At 44.6% G+C, this 22,388-nt stretch carries 23 protein-coding genes; 7 read left to right on the top strand and 16 right to left on the bottom strand.

The features are described 5' to 3' along the window. Position 1: 1 nt before the first annotated feature. From AC1YY3_RS09110 to AC1YY3_RS09100, 3 genes are all read right to left on the bottom strand, one after another. The gene (locus AC1YY3_RS09110) at positions 2–934 is read right to left on the bottom strand and encodes an ABC transporter substrate-binding protein (RefSeq protein WP_481824673.1); all 933 of its coding nucleotides are present in this window, start codon (positions 932–934) and stop codon (positions 2–4) included. Between the two features lie 172 nt (positions 935–1,106). Beyond that, a complete protein-coding gene (locus tag AC1YY3_RS09105) occupies positions 1,107–2,282 on the bottom strand; it encodes a TonB-dependent receptor plug domain-containing protein (RefSeq protein ID WP_482194435.1) in 1,176 nt (391 codons plus the stop codon). A 5-nt stretch (positions 2,283–2,287) separates the two neighbouring features. Beyond that, entirely contained in the window at positions 2,288–3,115 is an 828-nt protein-coding gene (locus tag AC1YY3_RS09100; RefSeq protein WP_481824674.1) for a TonB-dependent receptor, read from the bottom strand. A gap of 310 nt (positions 3,116–3,425) precedes the next feature. Between AC1YY3_RS09100 and AC1YY3_RS09095 the strand changes: the two genes are divergently transcribed. Continuing rightward, positions 3,426–4,691, top strand: coding sequence for an aminotransferase class I/II-fold pyridoxal phosphate-dependent enzyme (locus tag AC1YY3_RS09095; protein WP_481824675.1), 1,266 nt, complete (start codon positions 3,426–3,428; stop codon positions 4,689–4,691). Positions 4,692–4,933: 242 nt separating this feature from the next. On the opposite strand, the gene AC1YY3_RS09090 is transcribed toward AC1YY3_RS09095, so the two are convergent. The 3 genes from AC1YY3_RS09090 to AC1YY3_RS09080 are packed head-to-tail and all read right to left on the bottom strand — an operon-like array spanning position 4,934 to position 7,898. Continuing rightward, on the bottom strand, positions 4,934–6,778 hold the full coding sequence (locus AC1YY3_RS09090) for an Hsp70 family protein (protein ID WP_482194432.1): 1,845 nt from the start codon (positions 6,776–6,778) through the stop codon (positions 4,934–4,936). A gap of 47 nt (positions 6,779–6,825) precedes the next feature. Continuing rightward, positions 6,826–7,506 carry a DUF2760 domain-containing protein gene (locus tag AC1YY3_RS09085; RefSeq protein WP_481824677.1) on the bottom strand — a complete coding sequence of 227 codons (681 nt, stop codon included), beginning with the start codon at positions 7,504–7,506 and terminating at the stop codon, positions 6,826–6,828. After that, positions 7,503–7,898: a hypothetical protein gene (locus AC1YY3_RS09080; protein WP_481824678.1), complete on the bottom strand. Its 396-nt coding sequence runs from the start codon at positions 7,896–7,898 to the stop codon at positions 7,503–7,505. Before AC1YY3_RS09080 ends, AC1YY3_RS09085 begins: the two co-directional genes overlap by 4 nt. 174 nt (positions 7,899–8,072) lie before the next feature. On the opposite strand from AC1YY3_RS09080, the gene AC1YY3_RS09075 reads away from it, so the two are divergent. Next, positions 8,073–9,050, top strand: coding sequence for a quinoprotein relay system zinc metallohydrolase 2 (locus AC1YY3_RS09075; RefSeq protein ID WP_481824679.1), 978 nt, complete (start codon positions 8,073–8,075; stop codon positions 9,048–9,050). Positions 9,051–9,107: 57 nt separating this feature from the next. Beyond that, positions 9,108–10,793, top strand: a complete 1,686-nt coding sequence (locus tag AC1YY3_RS09070) for a glycoside hydrolase family 17 protein (RefSeq protein ID WP_481824680.1) — start codon at positions 9,108–9,110, stop codon at positions 10,791–10,793. Position 10,794: 1 nt separating this feature from the next. On the opposite strand, the gene AC1YY3_RS09065 is transcribed toward AC1YY3_RS09070, so the two are convergent. After that, positions 10,795–11,355 (bottom strand): Smr/MutS family protein, encoded by a 561-nt coding sequence (locus AC1YY3_RS09065; protein WP_481824681.1) that lies wholly within the window; start codon positions 11,353–11,355, stop codon positions 10,795–10,797. Positions 11,356–11,430: 75 nt separating this feature from the next. Between AC1YY3_RS09065 and surE the strand changes: the two genes are divergently transcribed. Continuing rightward, positions 11,431–12,192 (top strand): 5'/3'-nucleotidase SurE, encoded by a 762-nt coding sequence (gene surE / locus AC1YY3_RS09060; RefSeq protein ID WP_481824682.1) that lies wholly within the window; start codon positions 11,431–11,433, stop codon positions 12,190–12,192. Then, positions 12,189–12,848, top strand: coding sequence for a protein-L-isoaspartate(D-aspartate) O-methyltransferase (locus AC1YY3_RS09055; protein WP_481824683.1), 660 nt, complete (start codon positions 12,189–12,191; stop codon positions 12,846–12,848). Before surE ends, AC1YY3_RS09055 begins: the two co-directional genes overlap by 4 nt. 6 nt (positions 12,849–12,854) lie before the next feature. Here the strand turns inward: AC1YY3_RS09055 and AC1YY3_RS09050 are convergent, their stop codons facing one another. The 7 genes from AC1YY3_RS09050 to AC1YY3_RS09020 form a co-directional block, all read right to left on the bottom strand. Next, positions 12,855–13,289: a cupin domain-containing protein gene (locus tag AC1YY3_RS09050; protein ID WP_481824684.1), complete on the bottom strand. Its 435-nt coding sequence runs from the start codon at positions 13,287–13,289 to the stop codon at positions 12,855–12,857. A 46-nt stretch (positions 13,290–13,335) separates the two neighbouring features. Then, a complete protein-coding gene (locus AC1YY3_RS09045) occupies positions 13,336–14,517 on the bottom strand; it encodes a pyridoxal phosphate-dependent aminotransferase (protein WP_481824685.1) in 1,182 nt (393 codons plus the stop codon). Positions 14,518–14,862: 345 nt separating this feature from the next. After that, entirely contained in the window at positions 14,863–15,357 is a 495-nt protein-coding gene (locus AC1YY3_RS09040) for a hypothetical protein (RefSeq protein ID WP_482194431.1), read from the bottom strand. Between the two features lie 450 nt (positions 15,358–15,807). Then, complete coding sequence (locus AC1YY3_RS09035) at positions 15,808–16,923, bottom strand: autotransporter strand-loop-strand O-heptosyltransferase (protein ID WP_481824687.1); 1,116 nt, start codon at positions 16,921–16,923, stop codon at positions 15,808–15,810. Between the two features lie 89 nt (positions 16,924–17,012). Then, positions 17,013–17,300, bottom strand: a complete 288-nt coding sequence (locus tag AC1YY3_RS09030) for a hypothetical protein (RefSeq protein WP_481824688.1) — start codon at positions 17,298–17,300, stop codon at positions 17,013–17,015. A 21-nt stretch (positions 17,301–17,321) separates the two neighbouring features. Next, positions 17,322–18,284 carry a YVTN family beta-propeller repeat protein gene (locus tag AC1YY3_RS09025; RefSeq protein WP_481824689.1) on the bottom strand — a complete coding sequence of 321 codons (963 nt, stop codon included), beginning with the start codon at positions 18,282–18,284 and terminating at the stop codon, positions 17,322–17,324. Between the two features lie 28 nt (positions 18,285–18,312). Further along, a complete protein-coding gene (locus tag AC1YY3_RS09020) occupies positions 18,313–18,876 on the bottom strand; it encodes an SRPBCC family protein (RefSeq protein WP_481824690.1) in 564 nt (187 codons plus the stop codon). A 248-nt stretch (positions 18,877–19,124) separates the two neighbouring features. Here AC1YY3_RS09020 and AC1YY3_RS09015 point away from each other — a divergent pair, with 248 nt between their 5' ends. Next, positions 19,125–19,607: a putative lipoprotein gene (locus AC1YY3_RS09015; RefSeq protein ID WP_482194430.1), complete on the top strand. Its 483-nt coding sequence runs from the start codon at positions 19,125–19,127 to the stop codon at positions 19,605–19,607. Between the two features lie 12 nt (positions 19,608–19,619). Next, positions 19,620–21,479: a hypothetical protein gene (locus AC1YY3_RS09010; protein WP_482194429.1), complete on the top strand. Its 1,860-nt coding sequence runs from the start codon at positions 19,620–19,622 to the stop codon at positions 21,477–21,479. 69 nt (positions 21,480–21,548) lie between these two features. Here the strand turns inward: AC1YY3_RS09010 and AC1YY3_RS09005 are convergent, their stop codons facing one another. Together AC1YY3_RS09005 and AC1YY3_RS09000 are read right to left on the bottom strand one after the other, a co-directional pair. Continuing rightward, positions 21,549–21,857 (bottom strand): NGK_0946 family protein, encoded by a 309-nt coding sequence (locus AC1YY3_RS09005; RefSeq protein WP_482194428.1) that lies wholly within the window; start codon positions 21,855–21,857, stop codon positions 21,549–21,551. A 53-nt stretch (positions 21,858–21,910) separates the two neighbouring features. Further along, entirely contained in the window at positions 21,911–22,171 is a 261-nt protein-coding gene (locus tag AC1YY3_RS09000; protein WP_482194427.1) for a hypothetical protein, read from the bottom strand. Positions 22,172–22,388 lie beyond the last annotated feature (217 nt).

Genomic DNA, 22,388 nt, shown 5'->3' with positions numbered 1-22,388 from the left:
ATTAATTGAAGACCATTTTAGCGTTTTTTAGTAGTTCTTCAGGAATTTCCAGATTCATGTGTTCAGCAATCTTGGCATTAATAGTATAGGCGACTTTGCGCGGATGTTCAGGCGGAATAGTCCGTACAGATGCGCCACCCAACAATTTTTGTGCCAAGCCAGCACATTGTTTGCCTATATCGTCATAATCCGAGGACAGCGCGTAAAGCGCGCCGGATTTAACCCAGTTATCAGACAGTCCAACCAAAGGTACTTTATTTCTGAAAGAGGCCAATAGCACTTCTTTTGCCGTGTTAACGGACATGACTGTTTCATCTGGGATGGCAAATAGCACTTCGACATTGCTGGCAAGCTGCTCCAGGGCATAAGGTAGTTCTTTAGGTGAGTCTACCTTTATGGGAACCAGTTTAAAGCCCACTTGTTGACCATTTGCAATAGCGGTCTGGACATTTGCGGCGTTTTCATCAGGGTTAAACAAGATTGCGACGGCTTTTTGCTGCGGAAAAAACTTTTTTAGCCACTGGAATTGGATTTTTGACGAATAACCAAGACTTACGCCGGTTATATTAGCCGCTTGCCTGAATACATCGTCTTTAAGCACCATTGTGGACACAATAGGAATGCGGGAGGTCTGCTGGCTTGCCCACTTCGTTGCGTCGTTGCCCAAGGCATAAATCAAGTCGGGTTTGATCTGATCTATTTCTTTAAGTCCTGATAAAGTGACTTGTGATAAGACAAGCTCAGTAAATTTCAGCGAATTATGCGCGGAGATTTGCTCTTTAAAGCCCCGTATCGCTTGTTGATAAGGCTCATCATTCGAGCCAGCAACGACCAAAATATGGGACGTTTTATCAGCGAGTAACGGATTAGCCCACACGCAAAAGAGGATGAATGCGGCGAGCAATCTTTTGTGTGTTGATAAATTAAAAAGCATAAATCGAAAACATTGTGATCCAACTGTAAAAGTACAGATTAAAGCCTGCCCCTCAGTTCTGCAATTAGTACAAATACTTAGTGCGTGGCTAACAATCGATTTATTATCGAATATCACTGGGATTTCTTTCGGTTTTGGGTTTTTTAAGGGAAAATTGTGATTTAACTATAGTTTAAAAATCCATGCTTCCCTTAACTCTGAAGGTTAAGCCGTCCTGTTGTATGGCATTTTGGACGTGATCGGCTGAAGCGGGATCAAAATAACGTTCGTCGAAGAGATTGTAAGCACCCGCCGATAACTCTAGCCCTTTAACCCAGTTTTGGGTGTAAACGGTGAGATTGCTGATGACATTATCACCTACTCTGCCCCCTGTAGTATTTCCGTTGACTGGTTTTGGTGGGGTTTTTCGGCTGCTCATAAATTGCGTTTCAAAACCCACAAACACCTTGTCTTGCCATAGCGGGGCTATAAGATTGACCTTAATCATGTGTTCAGGCGAGTTGGTCAAGCGTTCGCCAGTTTTTTGATTGGTGGTTTCTTGCCAAGAATAACTGAGTCGCCCCTGAAAACCGTCCCCCCAAGTATTCTCGATTTGGGTTTCAACGCCTATGGATTCGACATCACCAATGTTTTGATACTGCGATTGAGTACCTTTCAGAGCTGAACTGATATTATCAGCGATCTTTGTATGAAACACGTTGAATTCGCCGCGTAGCTGTTGGGTAAAATAATGCTCAACAATAAATTCTAGGGTATCCAGTTTTTCAGGTTGTAAGCTTGGGTTGGGGGTAATACTACCAACGGTATTATGTAGTTCAGCTTGATTAGGTGCTCTGAAAGCCTGACCATACAGCAGCTTGAAGGTCGTACTTTGCCACGGATTGTAGATTAAACCAGCGCGCGGGTTGATGGTATTGCCAAAAATACTGTAATAATCAAAGCGCACCCCAGCGTTCAGGGTCAGTTCGTCAGTAATGGCATAATCATCTTGGACAAATAGCGCCCATTGATAGGTTTTTTCATCCGAATTCAATAATGTGATATTAGGATTAAAAAAAGTCTGGAATTGATGGAAATTATCTTGATATTGTCCGCCTACGGTGATGTGGTGGTCATTCCACATCAGCTTCCTAGCTTCCAGTTCAAAACGCCACCAATCGCTATTGACTAGTGATGTATTAATTGTTGACCCTAAAATTGAAGGATCTAGGGGCAATTGCCCCTTAAATCGGTAGTTATTATAAGAAACTCGTGATTGTAAATTGAGTTGGTTTTCAAAGGTATGGTCGTATTTTAATTCAAAAAAAGTGGCTTGATCATGTGCGTTTAGGTTTGGGTTATTAAACAGACCACCTAATTGAGCGGTAGGGACATCTTTGTTCCTGTTAACATCGAAAAATCGCCATAAGCGGCTTTCAGCATTAATTTACGGTCACGTTCGCCATCATTGCCAATGCTCAGGCCGTTATTCGTGGCAGGGCTGTCAAATTCCTTGAAGAATAATTTGTCATAACCTTGGCTGTCATACCAAGTGCCGGTCACAAAGGCTTCCAGGCCATTTTTGAAGCGGTTGCCAACACTCATACTGGTTTTATGGGTGTCATTACTGCCATAAGAGTATTTGATATTGGCACCGTGTTGGTCACGTCCACGTTTGGTAATGATATTAATTACTCCGAATACCGCGCTAGTGCCATATAGTGAGGAGCTGGGACCACGCACCACTTCTATTCGCTCAATAATGTCTAGGTCAACCGGAAAGCCTTCAGAAGTATCAAAAGCATCAAACATACTGTCATTAAAGCGATGACCGTCTATCAGTAGCAACAAGCGGCTGTTGTAGTCTGATGGCAAACCGAAACCACGCGCCCCAGCATACCCATAAGTGCGGTCGCTGGTATTATAAAATCCTCTTAGGCTATTAAGAATTTGACCGAAAGTACGGTAGCCATATTTTTTAATTTCATCACCCGTCACTATGCTGATGGATGCGGGGGCTTTAGTGACTTTTTGCTCATACTTAGAGGCACTGTAAACCGAGGGAATGTCTGCAAAGAGCTGTGCGGTACTGTCGTCCGTTATAGGTTTTATGGTTGCTAGGTCATCTTCAGCAAAGGCTAAAGGTTGCAAAAGCATAATGCCAATACTTAAGGTCAATCTTACTTGTATGTAGAGCTTCATTAGATGCCACAAAGTCAATCGCTGATAGGTTCAACTATAGATGAATTTGAGTTTAAGTGGAATTATTATGCAGATATTTTTGTGTAATCATTTGACTAACGTCCTGAATTAACTGTTTTTTAAGCGGTTTGAAAAAGCCCTTCGGTAAATTCAGGGAAAACAAATCGAATCATAAGCGAAATCAACTTGTTTAGCATTTTCTTAAGACTATCAATCATTAAATTAAGGGGATTCCCAGCAAGAACTTGATTCGTTGCTAGACTAAGTGATTCTTATACTCTTAAAACCACCCAGCTTCGGAACTATTACTTTGAGTAAGCCAGCAACTGATGATTACGCACGCTCCCTAAAGGCTATTACACATGCGCTAGATTTAGGGATTATTCAATTGAAAGTTGAGTCAGATACTTATAATGGACGCATCGTAAGAGTGCAGGATAAAGATTTGATCCATTTCGGAAATTGTAGCTATGTGGGGCTTGATACCTGTGAGGCGGTGAAGATTGGAAGTATCGACGCGATTACACGGTACGGCAATCTGTTTGCTAGCTCACGCCAATACATAGGTTTAGGTTTAAATGAAGAGCTTGAGGCACTTTTGGATCAAATCACGGGTTATCATACCTTGGTGACACAAACCACCTCTTTAGGGTCTTTATCAGCCATTCCTATACTAGTATCGTCCAATGACTTGATTGTTATGGATCATCAACTTCATGCCAGCGTACAAAATGCGGCGAAAATTGCCCAAACCCAAGGCACTAAGGTAGGTATGATCCGCCACAGCAATATGGATGCGCTTGAGGATGTTATTAAAAAGCAGCATAACAAATACGAAAAAATTTGGTATATGGCTGATGGCATTTACTCCATGCTAGGTGATGGCTGTCCTATTGAACAAATGTATGAGCTAATGGATCGCTATCCGAACTTTCATTGCTATGTTGATGATGCACACGGTATCAGTTGGATAGGTAAACATGGCAGAGGACTAATGTTGCAGAAAAAACCCCTGCATCCCCAAATGGTATTGGCAATGTCCCTGGCTAAAGGATTTGGATGTTGCGGTGGTGTTTTGGTCTTTCCTAATACTGAAACCCGTCAGTTAGTAAAAAATCTGGGTTCATCATTACTTTATAGTGGTCCAATACCCACGCCAGTATTGGGTGCTTGTATTGCATCTGCCAAGCTGCATTTGACGGATGAGATAACGATTAGGCAAAATGTTTTGCATGCTTTGATTAAGTTTTTCAGGGAACATGCTCATGCAAACGAGCTACCTCTGGTTAACCATAGCTTTTCGCCCATTTTTTATTTTGGGGCGGGATCACAAGATAATGCTTACCAGATAGTAAAAAGAATGCTGGATGCAGGATTTTTTACCTGTATTTGTAATTATCCACTTGTACCCCAAAAAAACGCTGGCGTGCGGATGTGTCTTACCACGCACTTGACCTTCAATGATATTGAAAGTGCCTTGTCAACTATGGCAACGATAGTAAGCGAATTGGAACGTGACGGTAAACTTAATAGAGAAAAAATATTCCAGGATTTCCGCGCCTTAGAGGTGTTGTAAAGAATTTTGATTAGCAATCATTAGTGTGGTGTAGCGGAATTAAGGCTTGTATCCAGTCAAAGACTGTTAAGTTTGGCTACTTGAGCCTAAATTTTATTCTGTAATTCCGAGGATAGTTGAGTTTAGGTATCGTATCTTGCTTTAGTGACATGGCAATTTATAACGCTAATCGCTAAAAAACCTTTTGCATCTGGAAAAAGGAGATTTTTGGATTTTTAAGCTTCTCGGAAGGTTTTGGACGATTAATCCCCTGATCTAACATCAAATTCAATCTTCCAACGCGTGTTGTCTTTTTGGGACACGGCTTGCAGTTCAAGCGTGCCGATTTCCGTAACCGCCGCGCACAAATGGACGGGGACGACTTCACCTGACCTACGACCTTCTTTGGCTAAGGTGATTTCGATTTCAGCCAGTTCTGAGAGTTCATTGCGGTTCCAGCGGTTTAACCGCGTTCCTACCCTGTCTTCACGGCGAGTTGTAGAGGCAAAAAAGCGAAACCGCACTGGTTCGCCAATCACCAAACCAAATTCTTCGTTTGGCAGTTCCTGTTGCGTCCCTTCTTCCATGCCAAAGGGGGCGATACATAAGGCCTGGATTTCTGGCGGAATGCCAGGGACAGAAGGCATGGCGCTTTCGATGCCGACGTAATAGGATGCGGCTGCACCGCCTTTGATGCGTACGCCTTTGCCTTTGCGGACAAATCCGTAATAAGCTGCACCCCTGGCAACGGCGAGGTCAAGGTCAGTGCCGGATAACAGCCGTGCTGGTGAGGATTGTTCCTCCTGCAACCAGCCATTCAATACAGACATCAAGCGGTCAGCCAAGGATTCTGCCTTTAACACGCCGCCATTAAACAGCACGGCAGTTGGGTGTATGAAGGTGGCATTCTCTGCTAGTTTGATGCCTTCCAGCTCCCCAGTTGCGCGTTGTTGTTTGGCTAGGAATGCAGCGAGATGCCTGGTGATACCTGCATCTTGGGCATACGGCAAGCCTGATGTCCTTAATCCCGTTCGGGCGCGGATAACAGGCCGTGCATTGGCGGCAACAATAGGCAAAAAACCCTCCACCAAGACATTATTGACTTCATCACGGGTAAGTTCTGTCCGTAATGTGCCACCGATTAACGAAGAACCCCTGTTTGCAATCACGATTGGGGCGACATCCATCGTCAGGTTATTGAGCAGTTTTTCTTTCGCATCGCGGCAACTGTGCGTCAACGCTTGAAATTGCCAGGGTTGCAGTGGTTTGTCTTCCGTCTCCACTTTGACCTTCACAGTATACGCAAGCGCCAAGTCCATATTGTCTCCGCCGAGCAAGATATGGTCGCCAATCGCCACACGGGTCAATTCCAGGTTGCCGTCGCTTTCAGTGACGGCGATTAACGACAGGTCAGTCGTGCCGCCGCCAATGTCTATGACGAGAATAATATCGCCGACATGGACTTGCTTGCGCCAATTATCATGATTTTTTTCGATCCAGCTATAAAACGCGGCTTGCGGTTCTTCCAGCAAAATCGCATGACCAAGACCAACCACGCGTGCTGCTTCTACAGTAAGCTCACGAGCTGCCGGATCAAACGAGGCAGGTACGGTAATGACAACATCTTGCTGTTCCAGCGGTGCATCGGCATGTTGAAATAACCACGCGCTTTTGAGATGCTGAAGATAAGCGATGGTCGCTTGGAACGGCGAGATACGCTCCACTTCTTCGGGCGCATCGGAAGGCAAAATCGCCGCTTTGCAATCGACACCGGAATGGCACAGCCAACTCTTGGCACTGGACACCAAACGGATTGGCGTTTTGCTGCCCATGTTACGGGCAATTTCGCCTACCAAATGTTGGGGCTTGTTCGTCCACGGCAGGACGGCTGTACCTTCGGCAAGTTCCGCAGCGTGGGCTTGGTAGATAAAGGACGGCAATTGCAACTTATCTTCAACCGTTCCTGGAGCGGTAAGTTGGGGTATTGGCATGACTTGCTGTGTAAACTTATCATCGTTTAAGTTAGCAAGGTCGGAATATGACATGACGCAATGGGTCGTGCCTAAATCAATTCCAACGGTATATTTTGGCATATTAGGGCGATTCATCAGGAATTATGGATGTATGTAAATGAAATTGCTAAGAATTATAAGGGTTATAACTCAATTTCCGCCGCCGCCACAATATTAGGATTATGACCCTGCGTCAGTTTTGGCAAACGCACTTCAGTGACTTGCCAGCCCTTATGAACCAAACTGCCCGTAAATGGCGCATTACCCACAATATTGCCCGTTAATCGAATAGCGGCGGCATCAAAGCCGACAGGAACGGTAATGTTGCTGCCTTCCTGCTCTGAACGGATGGGTGCAAGGCTGAAATGCTCGTTGAGAGCCTTATTGCAACCATCATGTACCACCCGTGCGGCAGCGCCAATATCAGCATCGTTGTAGGCGGTAATATCCTCTTTAAGAAAATCAATAAACCGTGCTTCTTTTTGCAATAAACCCAGCACTTGCAAGGCAGCATCCGGCGTGTATTCCTTGAGGATGACAGGTTCTGGCATCGGTGCTTGCACTATTTTTTCGACTTCAATGATTTTTTCGATGATTTTGACGGTAGGCTCAATAATTTGTGCTTGCAAAGGTTGGGTGATAGCGGCTTGGAAAGCGGTCTTATTTCGGCTTCGGCTGAATAGCAAAAGCAGCAGCAATAAGATGACAATTGCCATCAACACCACTACTGTAGCAGCCAAACCCACATGCCAGATGTCAAACGTGGTCGGTCTAAGCGACAAATCAACTGTCATTGTCGTGTTCAGGGTTTCAAGATAACTCATGGCTGACCTGCTTTTCGAGCGGCTTGCTCAAACATTAATCCTTGTAAAGCGTTACGTGTTATCTGCATACGGATTTGCCGCAAATGACGGTCTGCAATCACACCAGGCACTTTTTCAGCCAGATAAACTTCCCGTATTTTTGATAGCACAGGTTCGCAATACTTGATGATTTCGTCTGTCGCATTGCGACTGTCCATTTTCAGGTACGCTGGCTTCTGCATTTGTTCGCCGACACATTTTTTATATTCGTATTTAGATTCCTGTATTTTTTTGATAGTGGCATCGGTAATTGTCGTATTCTGCCATTCTTCAGCGGCTTGTTCAGCAGTAGCGGTAACTGAAAATAACAAAATGCTAACTAACAGGACGCTGGAAAAAATAACTGTTTTCATAGTGTTCCACTTAATGAGGTAAGGTAATCTTAACGTAATTTTACGCGAGTTGAGCGTAAATGAATATCGCTATCCGCAAGTGGCGATAACACGAATGCAGGCAGGGCTGATGATTATGCCTCAGCTTTTTTGCAATATTGGCGATACGGTTTTTAGTGGATTGCTCTGGCTTAAATGCCTTATCATTTCACATCGCCACCTTTTCTGGTCGCTATTATCTTAAATCTGGGGCTGTTGATGAAAAACGTGCTTGTTCTGTTTGTGATTTTGTTGCCACAGATAATATTTGCTGCACCGGTATTATCCGTAAACCAAGTTGCACCAGGCATTTATGTGCATTGGGGTGTACAAGAGTTTTCTGACACTAAAAATCATGGGGCTATTGCCAATATTGGCTTTATTGTCGGTCAGCGTTGTGTGGCTGTGGTTGATACGGGCGGCAATCCAGAGCAGGGCATGGCGTTGAAGAACGCTATAGATAACACCACATCTAAGCCGATTTGCTATGTAATTAACACCCACGTTCATCCCGACCATATCTATGGCAATTCGGCGTTCAAAAACACGGGTGCAAAGTTTGTTGGGCATGAAAAACTGGCACGGGCGATGTCAGTTCGTGGTGATTATTACATCCAAAAAGCACCGGAATTACTGGGCATAACCTTAACTGATGAGGATATTATTCCACCTGAAATTGCTGTAAGCGGTGAGCTAGATCTCGATTTGGGTGAGCGCATTCTAAAACTGACCGCGCATCCAGCCGCGCATACCGATAACGATCTGAGCGTGTATGATCCGCAAACCGATACCTTATGGTTGTCTGATTTGCTATTTATCGAACATTTGCCTTCTGTTGATGGTAGCCTTAAAGGCTGGTTAACAGAATTGGACAAGTTAGAGAGTAAATCCTATAAAATAGTCATTCCAGGACACGGTTCCTTGGTTAACGATTGGCCGAAAAGTATGATGCCGGAAAAAGCATACCTAAGTGCTTTACTTGCCGAAGTAAGGGCTGCGATAAAAAAAGGTGTGTTTTTGGAAGATGCGGTTGCAACGATTGGAGTATCTTTTAAGGGAAAATGGAAGTTGTTCGACAAATTCCACCGCAAAAACGTAACCAAGGCCTATGCGGAATTGGAATGGGAGGATTAGCCAACGGGTAATCGTCTTTGCACAGTAAACCTTACACCCATAATATAAATTGTATTCATGAGAATTGTTTTATTTTCCACCCTAATTATTTTACTCAGCGGCTTGTGTGGCTATTTGACAAACCTACCTCAAGATGTAGGGTTGGATGTCCCAGATGGGAAGCTCAACAGCCTGTCTTTTGCACCATTTCGGGAAGGTCAAAGCCCGTTACTGTTGCAATTCCCCTCGCCAGAACAAATCGACGAAGATTTGAAATTGTTGGCGGACAAAACCCACACCATCCGCACCTATTCCAGCTCACTAGGTATGAAGGTTATCCCAGAATTGGCACGCAAACATGGCTTGAACATGATACAGGGCGCATGGATTGGTTATTTGCCGGAAGATTCCCGTATGGAAATAGAAGCGTTAGTTGCGTCTGCTAATGCCAATCCTGATGTCATCAAACGTGTTATGGTCGGCAACGAAGTATTACTGCGTGGAGAAAGAACGCCGGAGGAACTGGTCGAATACATCCGCGAAGTTAAAAAACGCATCAAGCAGCCGGTAAGCTATGCCGACGTTTGGTCGATGTACATGAAACACCCTGATTTAATTAAGGAAGTTGACTTCATTACCATCCATATCCTGCCGTATTGGGAAGACGAGCCGATTTCGGTTGAAAATGCCCCAGCGCATATTGAGCGCATTTATAAGCAAGTCCGAAAAGAGGCCGAAACCATTTCACCAGGTAAACCTATTCTCATCGGTGAATCCGGTTGGCCTAGTGTCGGCAAGCAGCGCGGTTGGGCAGTTCCCAGTGTGGTTAATGAGGCGGCATTCATTCGTGGTTTGTTGAAAGTGGCTGCTGATAATCATTTTGATGTCAATATCGTCGAGGCCTTTAACCAATCCTGGAAAAGCGAGTTGGAAGGTGTAATCGGTGCAAATTGGGGATTATTTTCGGTAGATCGCGAAGAAGTTTTTCCGTTGACTGGAAAAGTCTATGAAAACGTGAAATGGTTTAATCAATTTCTGCTTGCATCGCTCTTAATGCTTTGTTGTACTGCTTTCTATGCCAAAAAACTGCACCAGCAGTCTTCGACTAACACCTTCTTTTTCCTTGTGTTTATTCAAGTGCTTTGCGCCTTACTGGTGTTTCATGGCGATAAATCCTGGTACACCAGCTACGATGACTGGCAAAGGATGAAAGCCGTGCTAATCGTATTGTTGAATATCGTTGTTGCTGGCTTGCTTACCTACAGAGCAAGCAAGATGCTCATAGACGAAAAGACAAATAAAACCGCAACCCTTGCGCTTAACACGGTTTATTTCATCGTGATTGCGTTAGCATTATATAAAACCTACGTATTAGCAGTAGACGGGCGTTACACCAGTTTTCCGTTTGAACTAGCCGTAATACCGGTAGCTGGATTGTTAGGATTATTCTGCATTCGTTGTTTAGTTAATCAACAAGTCGCTTTATCGAACTTTAATTTCGCTAGATTAATAGATGCCAATGCTGCAAATAATCAGCAACATAAGTACATAGGCTGGTTAATTCTGTTCTATATGGTGGGTTTAATAGTCGGAGAAATCAGGGCTTTTATGATTGGTCGTGATTTTATACAGGCATACCCTGAACTTGGGGAAAGGCTGGGCTGGGCGGTCACGTTCACCTTAAGCAACTGTCAATTACTGAGCTGGTTAGCCTGTCTTGCTGTTCTAACGCTATCTCTTTTAACAAGGTTAAAACAACCTTAGCCTACTCGTCGCCTCTATCGAAGTGTTCCTTAGATACTTTCAACAACACGAAAACAGCACCAGCACCACCTTGTCTTGGTGATGCTGAACAGAAAGCCTGTACGTCTTTGTGTTGCCTTAACCAACGGTTGCTGTGGTTTTTGAGAACGGGATGCGGGTCAGAAGAGCGGTAGCCTTTGCCGTGGATAATATGAACACAGCGATAACTGCGCTGTGTACTGACATGCAGGAAGTCCAGTAGCTGTTGTTTTGCTGCGTTGCTGTTCAGTCCGTGCAAATCAATTTCCGCTTGCACACCAAAAAATCCCTTACGTAATTTTGCAAGGACGCTGTTTTGTATGCCGGGTGCGGTATAGCTAAGAGTCTCTTCATGGCTTACGTTGTCAAGATTTTGCTCGATGTCGTCGTACCAATCTTCATTCAGATCATAGGGTTGTGGCTTTGGATAAGGTTTTGGCTGATCTGGCTTTAATTCGATTTTGTCGCTTTTTACAGAGCGTACGTTTCCTACGGATTGTCGAAACAGGTCACTATCTTTTGGACTAATGGTTTTTTTTGTCACGAAAGCTGGTTTTGTTGTCCAAAATTGATACTATTGTTGGATTTTATAGCGTAACCCGCAACTAGGCGATGATTAATGTACATTTTGTTAAGCAATGATGATGGCTACTTGGCTGAAGGGCTGTCTGCATTGGCAAGTGCATTAGGTCAATATGCTGAAATATCGGTGGTTGCTCCCGATAAAAACCGCAGTGCGGCAAGTAACTCGCTGACCTTGGAAATGCCGCTTCGTGCTTCAGTAGGGGAAAATGGCTTTATCAAGGTGGATGGCACACCGACGGATTGCGTACATTTGGCGATTACTGGATTGTTGGAGAAAGAACCCGATATGGTGTTTGCTGGTATCAATCATGGCGGCAATTTGGGTGATGATGTGCTGTATTCCGGTACTGTCGCCGCTGCTACAGAAGGGCGGTTTTTAGGATTGCCTGCGGTTGCCATTTCTTTGGCAGGAAACAGTGGCGAAGTGACGCACTTTGAAACTGCCGCGCATGTCGCAGTCACAATATTGAAACAATTGATCGACAAGCCTTTGCCCAAAGACACTATTCTTAATGTCAACGTACCGGATATTGCTATTAGGGATTTGAAAGGCTATCAAGCCACGCGGCTAGGTCAACGGCATAAATCAGAACCCGTCATTACAGGCAAAGATCCTCGCGGACGGCTTATTTATTGGGTAGGGCCGCCGGGCGCAGAACAGGATGCCGGGGTAGGGACTGATTTTTACGCCATTAGCACAGGTTATGTGTCGGTAACTCCGTTACAATTAGATTTGACTTGGTACAGCCGTATCGAAGAATTAAGTGCCTGGTTGCCCAAGGAGCATACGCAATGACCCAAAGCCTACAAGGAATAGGCATGACCTCGCAACGAACCCGTGACCGCATGGTTAACCGCTTGATCGAGCAAGGCATACGTAACAAAAAAGTATTGGATGTGATGCGGAACACGCCCCGACATATCTTTGTTGATGAAGCTTTGGCGAGTAGGGCTTATGAAGATACCGCCTTACCTATCGGTCATAACCAGACCATTTCCCAACCTTACATTGTTGCCAGAATGACTGAGCTTTTGCTAAAAGCGGGACACTTGTCGAAAGTGCTTGAGATAGGAACGGGTTGTGGTTACCAAACCGCCATCCTCGCGCAATTGGCGGATCATGTGTATTCCGTCGAGCGAATTCTGCCGTTACAGCGAAAAGCCAAGGGCTATCTTTGGGACATGAAGATTAAGAATGTCAGTTTTATACATAATGACGGTGGTTGGGGCTGGCCTGAGTATGCTCCGTTTGACGGTATTTTGGTCAGCGCAGCGCCACCTGAAATACCCGAAACTTTGCTGCAACAAATGGCAATGGGTGGTGTGATGGTGATACCAATCGGCGAGGGTGGCAGACAAACACTACAACGTGTCATACGCTCCGAAAAGGGTTATGAAGCTGAAGAGTTGGAGTCGGTGAGTTTTGTACCGTTTTTATCAGGACGGGAATGATTTTGTCTAATTGCTGGGTGCGAGCTCAAAAATAATCAATTCCGCCGTTTCTGCACCGACATTTTCAACTGCCATTAACTTGCCAGATTCCCAAAACACTTCACCGACCGAGTAGGTATTGACTTTGCCATCCTCAGTCACTTTGAGCTTACCTTTGACGACATAACGTGGACCAGGCCCTTCATGGGTGTGCCAAGGCGTTTTGAAAGCGGGTGGGAAAGTGACGCGTATCACTTTGGAATTGATACTCTTGCTAGGCAATTCGACCGTATTTTCCATCAGCGTTGTCCTGATTAACCCTGGTTTGGCATCATCAGCAGAAACTGCTTCCACCACAACAAATAACGGCAATAACAGCGCAACGGTGATAAAACTCCGAGCAGGGTTGTAGATAAAATTAGCCAAAAGACTGCCTTTTGGCTCAGGGTTTTGTGGTTTCATCGTTATTTTCTCCAATTACTGTGCCGAGTCAGGTTGCGATAATGGTTCAGATTGCTTTCTTGATCCGCTCCAACGCATTCTGTAAATTAGCCATGCTAGTCGCAATAGAAATTCTAATATGCCCAGGTGTGCCAAATGCAGAACCTGGCACTAATGCAACACCTGCTTTTTCGATCAAATATTCAGAAAATGCAAGATCGTCTTCAATGCCATCCAGCCGAGCAATTAATTTTTTGACATCTGGGAACACGTAAAAAGTTCCATCCGTAGGAATACATTCGATGCCATCTATGGAGTTTAATTCAGCGAAAACATAATCATGGCGTTTCTTGAATTCAACGCACATCCGGTCGATAAAGCTTTGATCGCCAGTCAAAGCCGCTTCGGCAGCAACTTGCGAGATAGAAGTTGGGTTGGAGGTGCTTTGCGATTGGATGGTACACATCGCTTCAATCAAATCCGCTGGACCACCCGCATAGCCGATACGCCAGCCGGTCATGGAATAGGCTTTCGATACGCCATTCATTACCACGGTACGGTCATAAAGCTCAGGATGCGCGTTCAGGATATTGACGAATGTGCCTTTTTCCCAAAGGATGTGTTCATACATATCGTCCGTGGCGATGATGATGTTGGGGAAATCCTTTAGCACATCGCCTAACGCTTTTAGCTCATCAAAAGAATAAGCAATGCCAGAAGGATTAGATGGGCTATTGATAAAGATCAGCCGCGTTTTAGGGGTAATTGCCTTGCGTAGCTGATCCGGCGTGATCTTAAAGCGTTGTTCTTGCGTCGTTTCGATAATGACAGGAACGCCATCCGCCAGCAACACCATGTCGGGATACGATACCCAATACGGCGCAGGGATAATGACTTCATCACCTGGATTTAGCAAAGCTTGGGTTAGGTTGTAAGAACTTTGCTTACCGCCGCAGGATACCAAGATTTGTTTAGGCGTGTAATCCAGACCGTTGTCATTTTTAAACTTAGCAATGATTGCTTTTTTCAAGCCAGGTGTGCCATCGACGGCTGTGTATTTTGTAAAGCCGTTATCCAAAGCTTTGACGGCAGCGGCCTTGATGTGTTCTGGCGTATCCATGTCGGGTTCGCCTGCACCCAGCCCGATAATATCTTTGCCCACTGCCCGCATAGCTGCGGCACGGGCGGTAATTGCCAAGGTTGGTGAAGGTTTAACTTTTTTAACTCTGTTCGAAAGTGTAATGCTCATAATCCGCTGTGTTTTGCTGTGTTCAAATTGCTTATAATTATAACCTAGCTCAGGTGGATTGCTAAAAAATGTCCATAAAAGGAACGTTCGTAGTGGTTCAAGATTTTGCGTTTCTACATTTTATCGTTTCTACGCTCCGGCGTGGGAATCGAATGTGCAAGTGTTTTTTATTGGGAAGAAATAAAAGCGCATCAGCGACTACATATTGCGCCGAATGATAGCTGGCAAACATGTGATATTATTGTATCGTAAGGATATTGCAGCTTATTAATTGCATACTGTTGGCGCACATTTAACTCTATCGATACGAAAATATTTAATAGACATTGAACCTTTCTGACCTTTTTAGTCATATACGGGTGTCAACAAAATTTGAAATTTCATCAGTGAGGCTAATTCAAGCCTAAAGGCGTTATTTTTACCAACGAGGATTTTTATGAGATCATTAAAACACAGAGAATTGGCTTTTTTACTGGTGGGCAGCATAGCCGCAGCAACACCTGCGTTCGCAAAGGACGGTTCAGACAATAACGGTTCAAACGGAAGTTCCGGCAATTCTTCATCTGGCACTTCAACTATGTCTTGTAGTATCTCCAGGAGCAGTTCTAGCTCAACTTCGAGTTCTAGCGCAAGTTCTAGTTCTTCATCGAGTTCTAGCTCAAGTTCTAGAACCAAGTGCCGTCTTGCAGCGAGCATTACTTCGGATGTGGTCAAAGCATCTTTTAAACGAACCTCTAGCCATAAGGGTAGCAGGCAAAGACTTGAGCTTAAAATTAAGGTTAAAAATGGGTTGATTACCCAAAGTAATTTCGATAATGACATCAGCACTTTAAGTGCCATCTTCCCAAGTGGCTAAGTCTGTGAATTGGCAGGCACAGGTGAGTCCAGAAGAACGTTTACCTATCAACTCAGAGCCAGATCACGGGATGGCAACCTTCATATGAGAGTGGGTTCTTGCCTAACATCACTTGGTGGCATACCCTTGACTACTATCCCTGTTCTCAGCCCCACTAGCACCATTAGACTCGAGTTTGACGCAGACGGTAGCGGAACGGCGGCTTTTCCCGTACTGTTAGCCACAATCAATATTAAGCCTAAGTAAATTGCCTAGCCTTTTTTAACCCTACCGCAACGCTATAAGCTGTTGCGGTGGGGGTGGTATTAATTGTAAGCAACCCTGAACAAAATTATTGCTCTGATACTTCAATAAACCCACCAGGGCTATCGAGTATTTTGCTGTTTATCTTGGCTAGTCGAATGACGCTCAGTGCTTAAGTTAGCCTTGGGGAATTACAAATAAGGCGTAATCGCCCCAATCACTTGCCGCCCAGTTATCTGGCGAGTACATTCAAACATTCTTGGGGTATCTTGATGGTCTGGACACCACAGCCAGTCGTCTTGGTTCAACCGATGGCGGTTAAAACAGCCCGTACACACATCGCCTTCGGGAAAAATCCTAATACAATCCTGCATTTCCGAATAAGGATAGGAAAATCCGCTAATAAGGCAGGTTTTGCAACCGACAGCCCAAGACAGCCAGCTTAAACCACTGCCCAACCCGATGTACAACTTGGCATGGCGCAGGTAATTGATGACGACATCCAACGAACCCTCCGGCAGGCACTTAACACCTTTGGGTAGTTTGTTGCCCATGTGTTCCTTGCCCTCCCGCGAGAGCGAAACCACGCTATAACCCTTAAAGCGCAGAAACCGCACCACTTCGTCCCAGCCACTGGCATTGTTCCAGTATTTTGCTTGCGTAGTCGTATGAAAGCCGATGCAGACATAGGGTTTGTCCATTGGGCGCGGCAAAGATACCGATTTTAGGCGGGGCTTGATCTCCTTAAAGTCAATTCCCAAAATATCATAAGCCGATTGCCCCAAGGGTTGCTCTTTGAATTCCTGGACGTTTTTGCTGTAATCATATTCGCCGTCCTCCTTATAACACCAGCCTAAGCGGTACATGGCATACAGTTCGTGGACGGTTTCCCCAGGCTCGACAAACTCAATGTCAGGGTATTGGTCTTTGAACAAGCCATTGATAAAAGTTGAACAAATTATCTGACAACCATGCTTTTTGCGGAATTCCTCCACTGCCGGAAACCACGCCAAGGTATCGCCCAACGCATTGGATTCAAAAGCGACATAGACCCGCTGATCTTTACAGTCGTAACTTTGCTGGAACAACAGGTTCTTGCTGTTTTTGTCGAAGACGCTGATTTTCCAGCGGATAAAATATCGGTGCGGCGTACGTACCCATTGGTTACCCTTGATTTCACAGGTCAGAGTGAATTCGGGATCATCCAAATCATTGCATTCGACAATAAACTCATCCTGGTCATCACCTTTGATTTCAAGATACGCACCATCAATGAAATTGCAATTAAACTCGGTACTATGAGTCATAGTTGTTCCGTGCTGTGCAAGGCGATAAAGCCCATTAAATTGAAACTTTGGCTATTGGGTTTCGCTATTGCTGTGCCTAATCTGCTGCATTACTCAACCCCAACCCAACCCGACAAAGCCTCAATAATACTCTTGGCTTGGTCTTTGCTGGAAATATTGAACTTGGATTTTTGACGGTATTCGCCGTTCTGTTTTTGATAACGGCGGATGGTATATTTGTCTGGGCCGTATTCGCCTTTCGCATTGTTCCAGTCTTGATAACGGAACATTAATGTGGCCCATGCGCCTTTGGTCAGGACTTTCTTGTCCAGTTCCTTAACTGTTTGAATGCCGCCATCTTCATAATTGACGGTTAAATCGTCTACTGTTTCTGCCATTGTTTTGCCTGATTGAGAATATTAATGTGTGCTGAAAAATTGCCCAAAACCTCGGCTACCTTCGCCAGTTTTGATAGTGTTGACGACTTTTAAATTCCTGGCATCAATGACAGAAACATTGCTGTCAAACCAGTTTGCTACATAGACGTATCGGTCGTCTGGGTGGGTGTTGATGCCTTCGGGTTTTTCGCCGACGGGTATCAAGCCGATTTCTTGCAATGTTTCCGTGTCGATCACCGATACTGAGCCGTCATCCTGATTGGTCACAAACAAACGACTGTCATTCAGTGCCAAGGCGGTTGCATAAGGCAGCATATTGACTTTTACATTGGCAATGGCCTTCATCGTCGCGGTTTCAATGACAGTTACATCGTCACTCTTTACATTAGCGACATACAGGCGGTCGCCACGGGTGTCGAGCGTCAAGCCAAAGGGGTGTTCACCAGCTTGTGCCGTTTTTACAACAGCCAGCTTATAGGTGTCGATTTTGGAAACCGAATTATCAATGCGATTGGCGACATACAGCCAGCGGTTGTTGGGGCTAACCATTAGGCCAGATGGCGATTGTCCCACAGCAATCGAACCGACGATTTTTAAGCTGTCGGCATCAATCACCGAGACAGTGTTGTTATACCAGTCAGCAACATAAATATGCTTGCTATCTGGACTAACAGTTATTCCTAATGAGCCTTCGCTAACGTTGACTGTGGTGATGACTTTGCGCTGTTTGGTGTCTATAACAGCAAAACCCTTGGCTTCTGGTGTGCTGATATAGACTTTGCTGCCATCTGGCGATGCCGCAACACCAGCCGGTTTGCCTTTAACGGCAATGGTGTCAACGACACTGCCTGATTGCGTATCAATAACCGATACGCTGTCATCCAGTTGATTGCTGATGTAGGCAAAAGGCGCTGCCGCAAGCGGTGTGACCAAAACAGCGGTAAGTAACGCGATGGCTACTGAAAGGTATTTTGGTTTTAGCACCTTATTGGCCTGATTTGCTGAGGTAATTCTACTTCTCAGCCAAAGACTTTAGATTTTCCAACCCAGCTTTAAAAATGCCTTTTACCGCAGTATTAGCAACTTCTTCATTCATTTCTGGTGGTGGGTTGTTGTTGACATAGGCACGGTAAAAGCCCGCCTTCCATGTGACCAGCGTGGCTTCGCCTTTCGCTTCCAAGTCTATGCTGGCGGCATAGTTGTCTACTGGCAAAACAGGTACTTTTTCTTCAGCGCCGGCGTGGGTAATGGTTTTTGCAGTGCTCATTTCTGATATTTTGTAAGCGTAAGACATTTTGCCTTCATCATACTTTTTGAGCTCTTCGGTAATCGTGCCACCGTCTTGTAAAGTCAATACACGGGTTGCGCCTTCGCTGTTGCCGCCGTTAACGGTAGTGCTTTTAACAGCAGGTAACCACGACATATCACCATATTCCTTGATGATGCCCCACACCTTTTGGGCGGGTGCATTAATGGTGATTTTTTCCTCAACTTTTTGGCGTACGGGGCCGTGCGCGTAGGCGGTCGCCGCGAACAAGAAAGGCAGCAGCGAAATGGTCAGGCAAAATTTCTTCATATTTATTTCCTTAATGATCGTAAAAAACACAGGGATTATAATATGACGGTCTTGCGATGCAAGCCAGAGTTTTCGTTATCGTAAACCTTCGGCGGTATTGTTGGGTTAGAAAGATTCAAACCCTAGCGATAAACTGGTACGATGTCCGCAGGTTAAACGGGAAAGCAATTGCTGGCTGCTTGCCGATTTTAGGGTTTGTAGGGTTTTAAGTCTTTGTCGTACAGTTATTCGCATACTTTGGAGAGGTTATGGTTGCTTTAAGTCGTTTAAAAACAATATGTTTTGTGGTTCTTGGTGCGTGTGCTGTGCTTGCCCTCAACGCCTGTTCCATATCCAATAGTGTTGGTTCAATCTCAGATAGCGCGGGTTCTATCGCCAAAAGTTCGGAAAGTATTTCAGATTCTTCAACATCTTCCAGCAAAAACAACGATAAGGATGAGAAAAAGATAGACGATAATCGTTACGAAAATGAAGTCAAAGATTTCACGGTGACGTATATGCGTACTAATTCCAGCCATACCGATCAACACGCTTTTATGAAAGGCATCAGTGATGTTGCCTCACAGAACGGCATCGTGGATTGGGAAGCCAATCCAAAAACTTATAGAGCTATCGGCAAGGGTCTAAAAAAAGCTAATATTTCAGGTATTCAGTACGATAATTACAAAAGGCAGTTTACCAATGGCGATAGCGGCAAGATGAGTGATATTCAAGAAGGCTATGACAATTAAAGACTTTAAAGGGTGAAAGTTGCGTTATTGGGATTGCTGTTATTTGCGGGTAGCGCACATGCCAAGATAGTCCAATTTTTATACATAGAAGCCAGCGAAGGTAATTCAAGTGGTGGGCATGTTGCCGTGCAGTTAGGTGATGATGTTTACCACTACCAATACGAAAATGCGCTGATTCGACTGTTTAAACACAAAGCCGAAGCCTTTCGGGTTAATTATCAATTGCTGCAAAACCGCACCATACATATTGCCGATATTGAGGTGTCAGATACTGCTTATGACCGCATAAGCAGTTATTTTAAGGTGCGGTTTTTCGGGCAGACACAGCAACTAAAGCATTTAAAAGCGTTAGAACAAGACCAAGCTTTATTACAGGCTTTATTGGAATGGAAAGCAGGTAAGCCTGTATCGGCTTTATCTGCATTAGGATCAGAAACATCGCTAAAGTCACCTGGGGCTGGTTTGTTTTACGGCGATGGTAATTTGGGTGCTGTAAAAGCGTCTGCTGAATGCGCTACGAAAAGCACAAGTACAAACATCATAGCTAAGTTAAAACAGCAACTTGAAGGGAGATATGGTAAAGAGTTTCTGGCGCAAAAGATTATTGCAACGGATAAAGCACTACGCCAGCTTTTTCCTTTGACTCAAATAAATGATAACTCAACCAACCCTTCCCACTATGCTTTTTCTGAACGTTACAGTGATTTGCTGAACGGTTTTCTAGCCTTACAGGTTTTGCAGAAGGCTCAATCTTTGACGAACAGCGCGTGTTTTGAAGTCAGTCTACCTGGCATGAAGCTAAATGATGCAGAAATACGTCTAGCGGAAACATTCCGACATGATTTACTGCTCTCAGCCCAATCATTAATGGTTTCAAAACGACCTGACTGGGGCTATGCCTTGTTTGTAACTTTGGCACGGTTGATCGTTATCGAACACTCCATACAAACCCGGCATTGGACATTTCTGGATGATACGGACGAAAAAGTCATTGCTATCCCCCAGCAACAGCTAGCACTTTATGCAGAACAGTTACAAAAGCAGCGTCGTAATGATTTAAAAGATATGCTTGAAGCATTCTCTGACTTAGATGAAGGTTCAGGTGCTTATGAACGACGTTACGTAAATCTGGAGATAGCCGCAAACCGTTACCAACAATGGTTAAAAAGCGACAAAACAGGAGAATTACGTTATCAAAGCGAACAAGCACTGCCCAATAAAAGCATTCCTCTAACCCGTTTTTTATTAACGGATTTGTCCGCAGAACAGCTAGAAGCTGCCTTGAATTATCAGGAGTTGGCAGGAGAACGTCAACTTAAGGAAGACAGTGACCGTAATGCCTACCACTTATTGACTAAAAATTGCGTTACCGCACTTTTGGAAAACATCAACGAAGCGGTAGCGGGGCAATCCAAACAGATGCTGGGCGGATTTGTTGATCCCCAACTAAATTTTATCCCATTTCAAGCATTTGACTCGGTACAAGAGACGTATAAGGTCGTCAACATCAGGGAACTGCCAGCTTACAGGCAACAAGAATTGACCAAGATGTATGATAGGGAAGTCGATAGCTGGGTGTATGCCCGTGAATCGAACGTATTCAGCTCTAGCCTTTACAACCATAATCCCGATGATGCCTGGTTTGTGTTTTTTACCGATGATGCAGCTTTGCTTAGGCCGTTGTTTGGTGCGGTCAATACCCTAGCAGCTACCAGTCAAAGTGTATGGGGGTTGTTTAGCTTGCCACTCGACGAGGGCAGGGGGCTTAAAATTGGAGCTAGAGGCGTTTTAACGAGTCTGCCAGAGTTGGCGTTTTTCAATATCCGAAAGGGCAGTTATCCTTTTCCTATAGAGCATTCCATTCAGCAATAGCAGGTTGTGATTTCGTTATCCACGCCTGTGGCAGGATAACGAAATCGACAGTTGTCTATTGCTGACGTATTAACGTGGCACCATTTGCATAATAGTACCAATACCTTGCAGAAGACCATTGGTGTTTTGTAAGGTATTTTGGCGTTTTTGTTGCTCCAGTGCCATTTCGTCACTGACTATAGCTTGTTGCCGCCTGTATTGTTCGGCTTGAACAGCAGTCACCTGTGCATCGGCACGACCACGAGAGGCATTCAAGTAAGCGGTATCCGATCCTGCACCCAATGAGCCTATACTTGGGCCGGCAGGGGTCGCAACACAGCCAGTGGCTAAATTGGCAATTAAAACTGAACCAAGTAGAGGTAAGATAAATTTTTTCATAGCTATTCTCCTATTAAAATGTAAATTTATTGCAATACGTTATTATCGATAAGCTATCGACGTGGAACGATTATGACGTTATTTGGGCGCGTAATATTGCTTTCCCAGGCTCTCACTTCTGCTTCATCTCTTAGTACGGCTCGATGAGCTTCTCGATCTGCATTGAAGGTTTGTAATGAATTATATTGGGCGGCTTTGGTTTCCGCTTCAGACATCGAAAAATGTCCGGCATTTGGAGTCGGGTTTACGATACATCCTCCAACTAACAAAGCCAAAAAGGCAACGATGCCAAGCTTGACGAATTGTATTTTCATAGCGTTGAACTCCTTATTAAGTTAATGATTCTGTCATGGAAGGTGTTTTCTACCATGCTGTTAAAGTAGCTTAGATTCAACTCATAAGTGCAATTCATTTTAACGTGATTGAAAGAGGTTAGCTGATATAGTTCAAGGCTTTTTCAATCCGACCAAAGATGAGGAAGCTTATGAAAGGTTATAAACAGCTAACCCAGATACAAAGATACCAGATTGA

It is taken from the genome of Methyloglobulus sp. (genome assembly GCF_964779595.1).
This window is presented reverse-complemented; position numbering and strand designations above follow the sequence as displayed.

Coding starts and splice junctions, on each gene's coding strand:
- AC1YY3_RS09020 (WP_481824690.1), bottom strand. CDS start 18,876: ATGAAGAAATTTTGCCTGACCATTTCGCTGCTGCCTTTCTTGTTCGCG.
- AC1YY3_RS09045 (WP_481824685.1), bottom strand. CDS start 14,517: ATGAGCATTACACTTTCGAACAGAGTTAAAAAAGTTAAACCTTCACCA.
- AC1YY3_RS09090 (WP_482194432.1), bottom strand. CDS start 6,778: ATGAATCGCCCTAATATGCCAAAATATACCGTTGGAATTGATTTAGGC.
- AC1YY3_RS09110 (WP_481824673.1), bottom strand. CDS start 934: ATGCTTTTTAATTTATCAACACACAAAAGATTGCTCGCCGCATTCATC.
- AC1YY3_RS09030 (WP_481824688.1), bottom strand. CDS start 17,300: ATGGCAGAAACAGTAGACGATTTAACCGTCAATTATGAAGATGGCGGC.
- AC1YY3_RS09075 (WP_481824679.1), top strand. CDS start 8,073: ATGCCTTATCATTTCACATCGCCACCTTTTCTGGTCGCTATTATCTTA.
- AC1YY3_RS09080 (WP_481824678.1), bottom strand. CDS start 7,898: ATGAAAACAGTTATTTTTTCCAGCGTCCTGTTAGTTAGCATTTTGTTA.
- AC1YY3_RS09015 (WP_482194430.1), top strand. CDS start 19,125: ATGGTTGCTTTAAGTCGTTTAAAAACAATATGTTTTGTGGTTCTTGGT.
- AC1YY3_RS09085 (WP_481824677.1), bottom strand. CDS start 7,506: ATGAGTTATCTTGAAACCCTGAACACGACAATGACAGTTGATTTGTCG.
- AC1YY3_RS09055 (WP_481824683.1), top strand. CDS start 12,189: ATGACCCAAAGCCTACAAGGAATAGGCATGACCTCGCAACGAACCCGT.
- AC1YY3_RS09040 (WP_482194431.1), bottom strand. CDS start 15,357: ATGGCACTTAAAGTGCTGATGTCATTATCGAAATTACTTTGGGTAATC.
- AC1YY3_RS09070 (WP_481824680.1), top strand. CDS start 9,108: ATGAGAATTGTTTTATTTTCCACCCTAATTATTTTACTCAGCGGCTTG.
- AC1YY3_RS09050 (WP_481824684.1), bottom strand. CDS start 13,289: ATGAAACCACAAAACCCTGAGCCAAAAGGCAGTCTTTTGGCTAATTTT.
- AC1YY3_RS09005 (WP_482194428.1), bottom strand. CDS start 21,857: ATGAAAAAATTTATCTTACCTCTACTTGGTTCAGTTTTAATTGCCAAT.
- AC1YY3_RS09100 (WP_481824674.1), bottom strand. CDS start 3,115: ATGAAGCTCTACATACAAGTAAGATTGACCTTAAGTATTGGCATTATG.
- AC1YY3_RS09035 (WP_481824687.1), bottom strand. CDS start 16,923: ATGACTCATAGTACCGAGTTTAATTGCAATTTCATTGATGGTGCGTAT.
- AC1YY3_RS09000 (WP_482194427.1), bottom strand. CDS start 22,171: ATGAAAATACAATTCGTCAAGCTTGGCATCGTTGCCTTTTTGGCTTTG.
- surE (WP_481824682.1), top strand. CDS start 11,431: ATGTACATTTTGTTAAGCAATGATGATGGCTACTTGGCTGAAGGGCTG.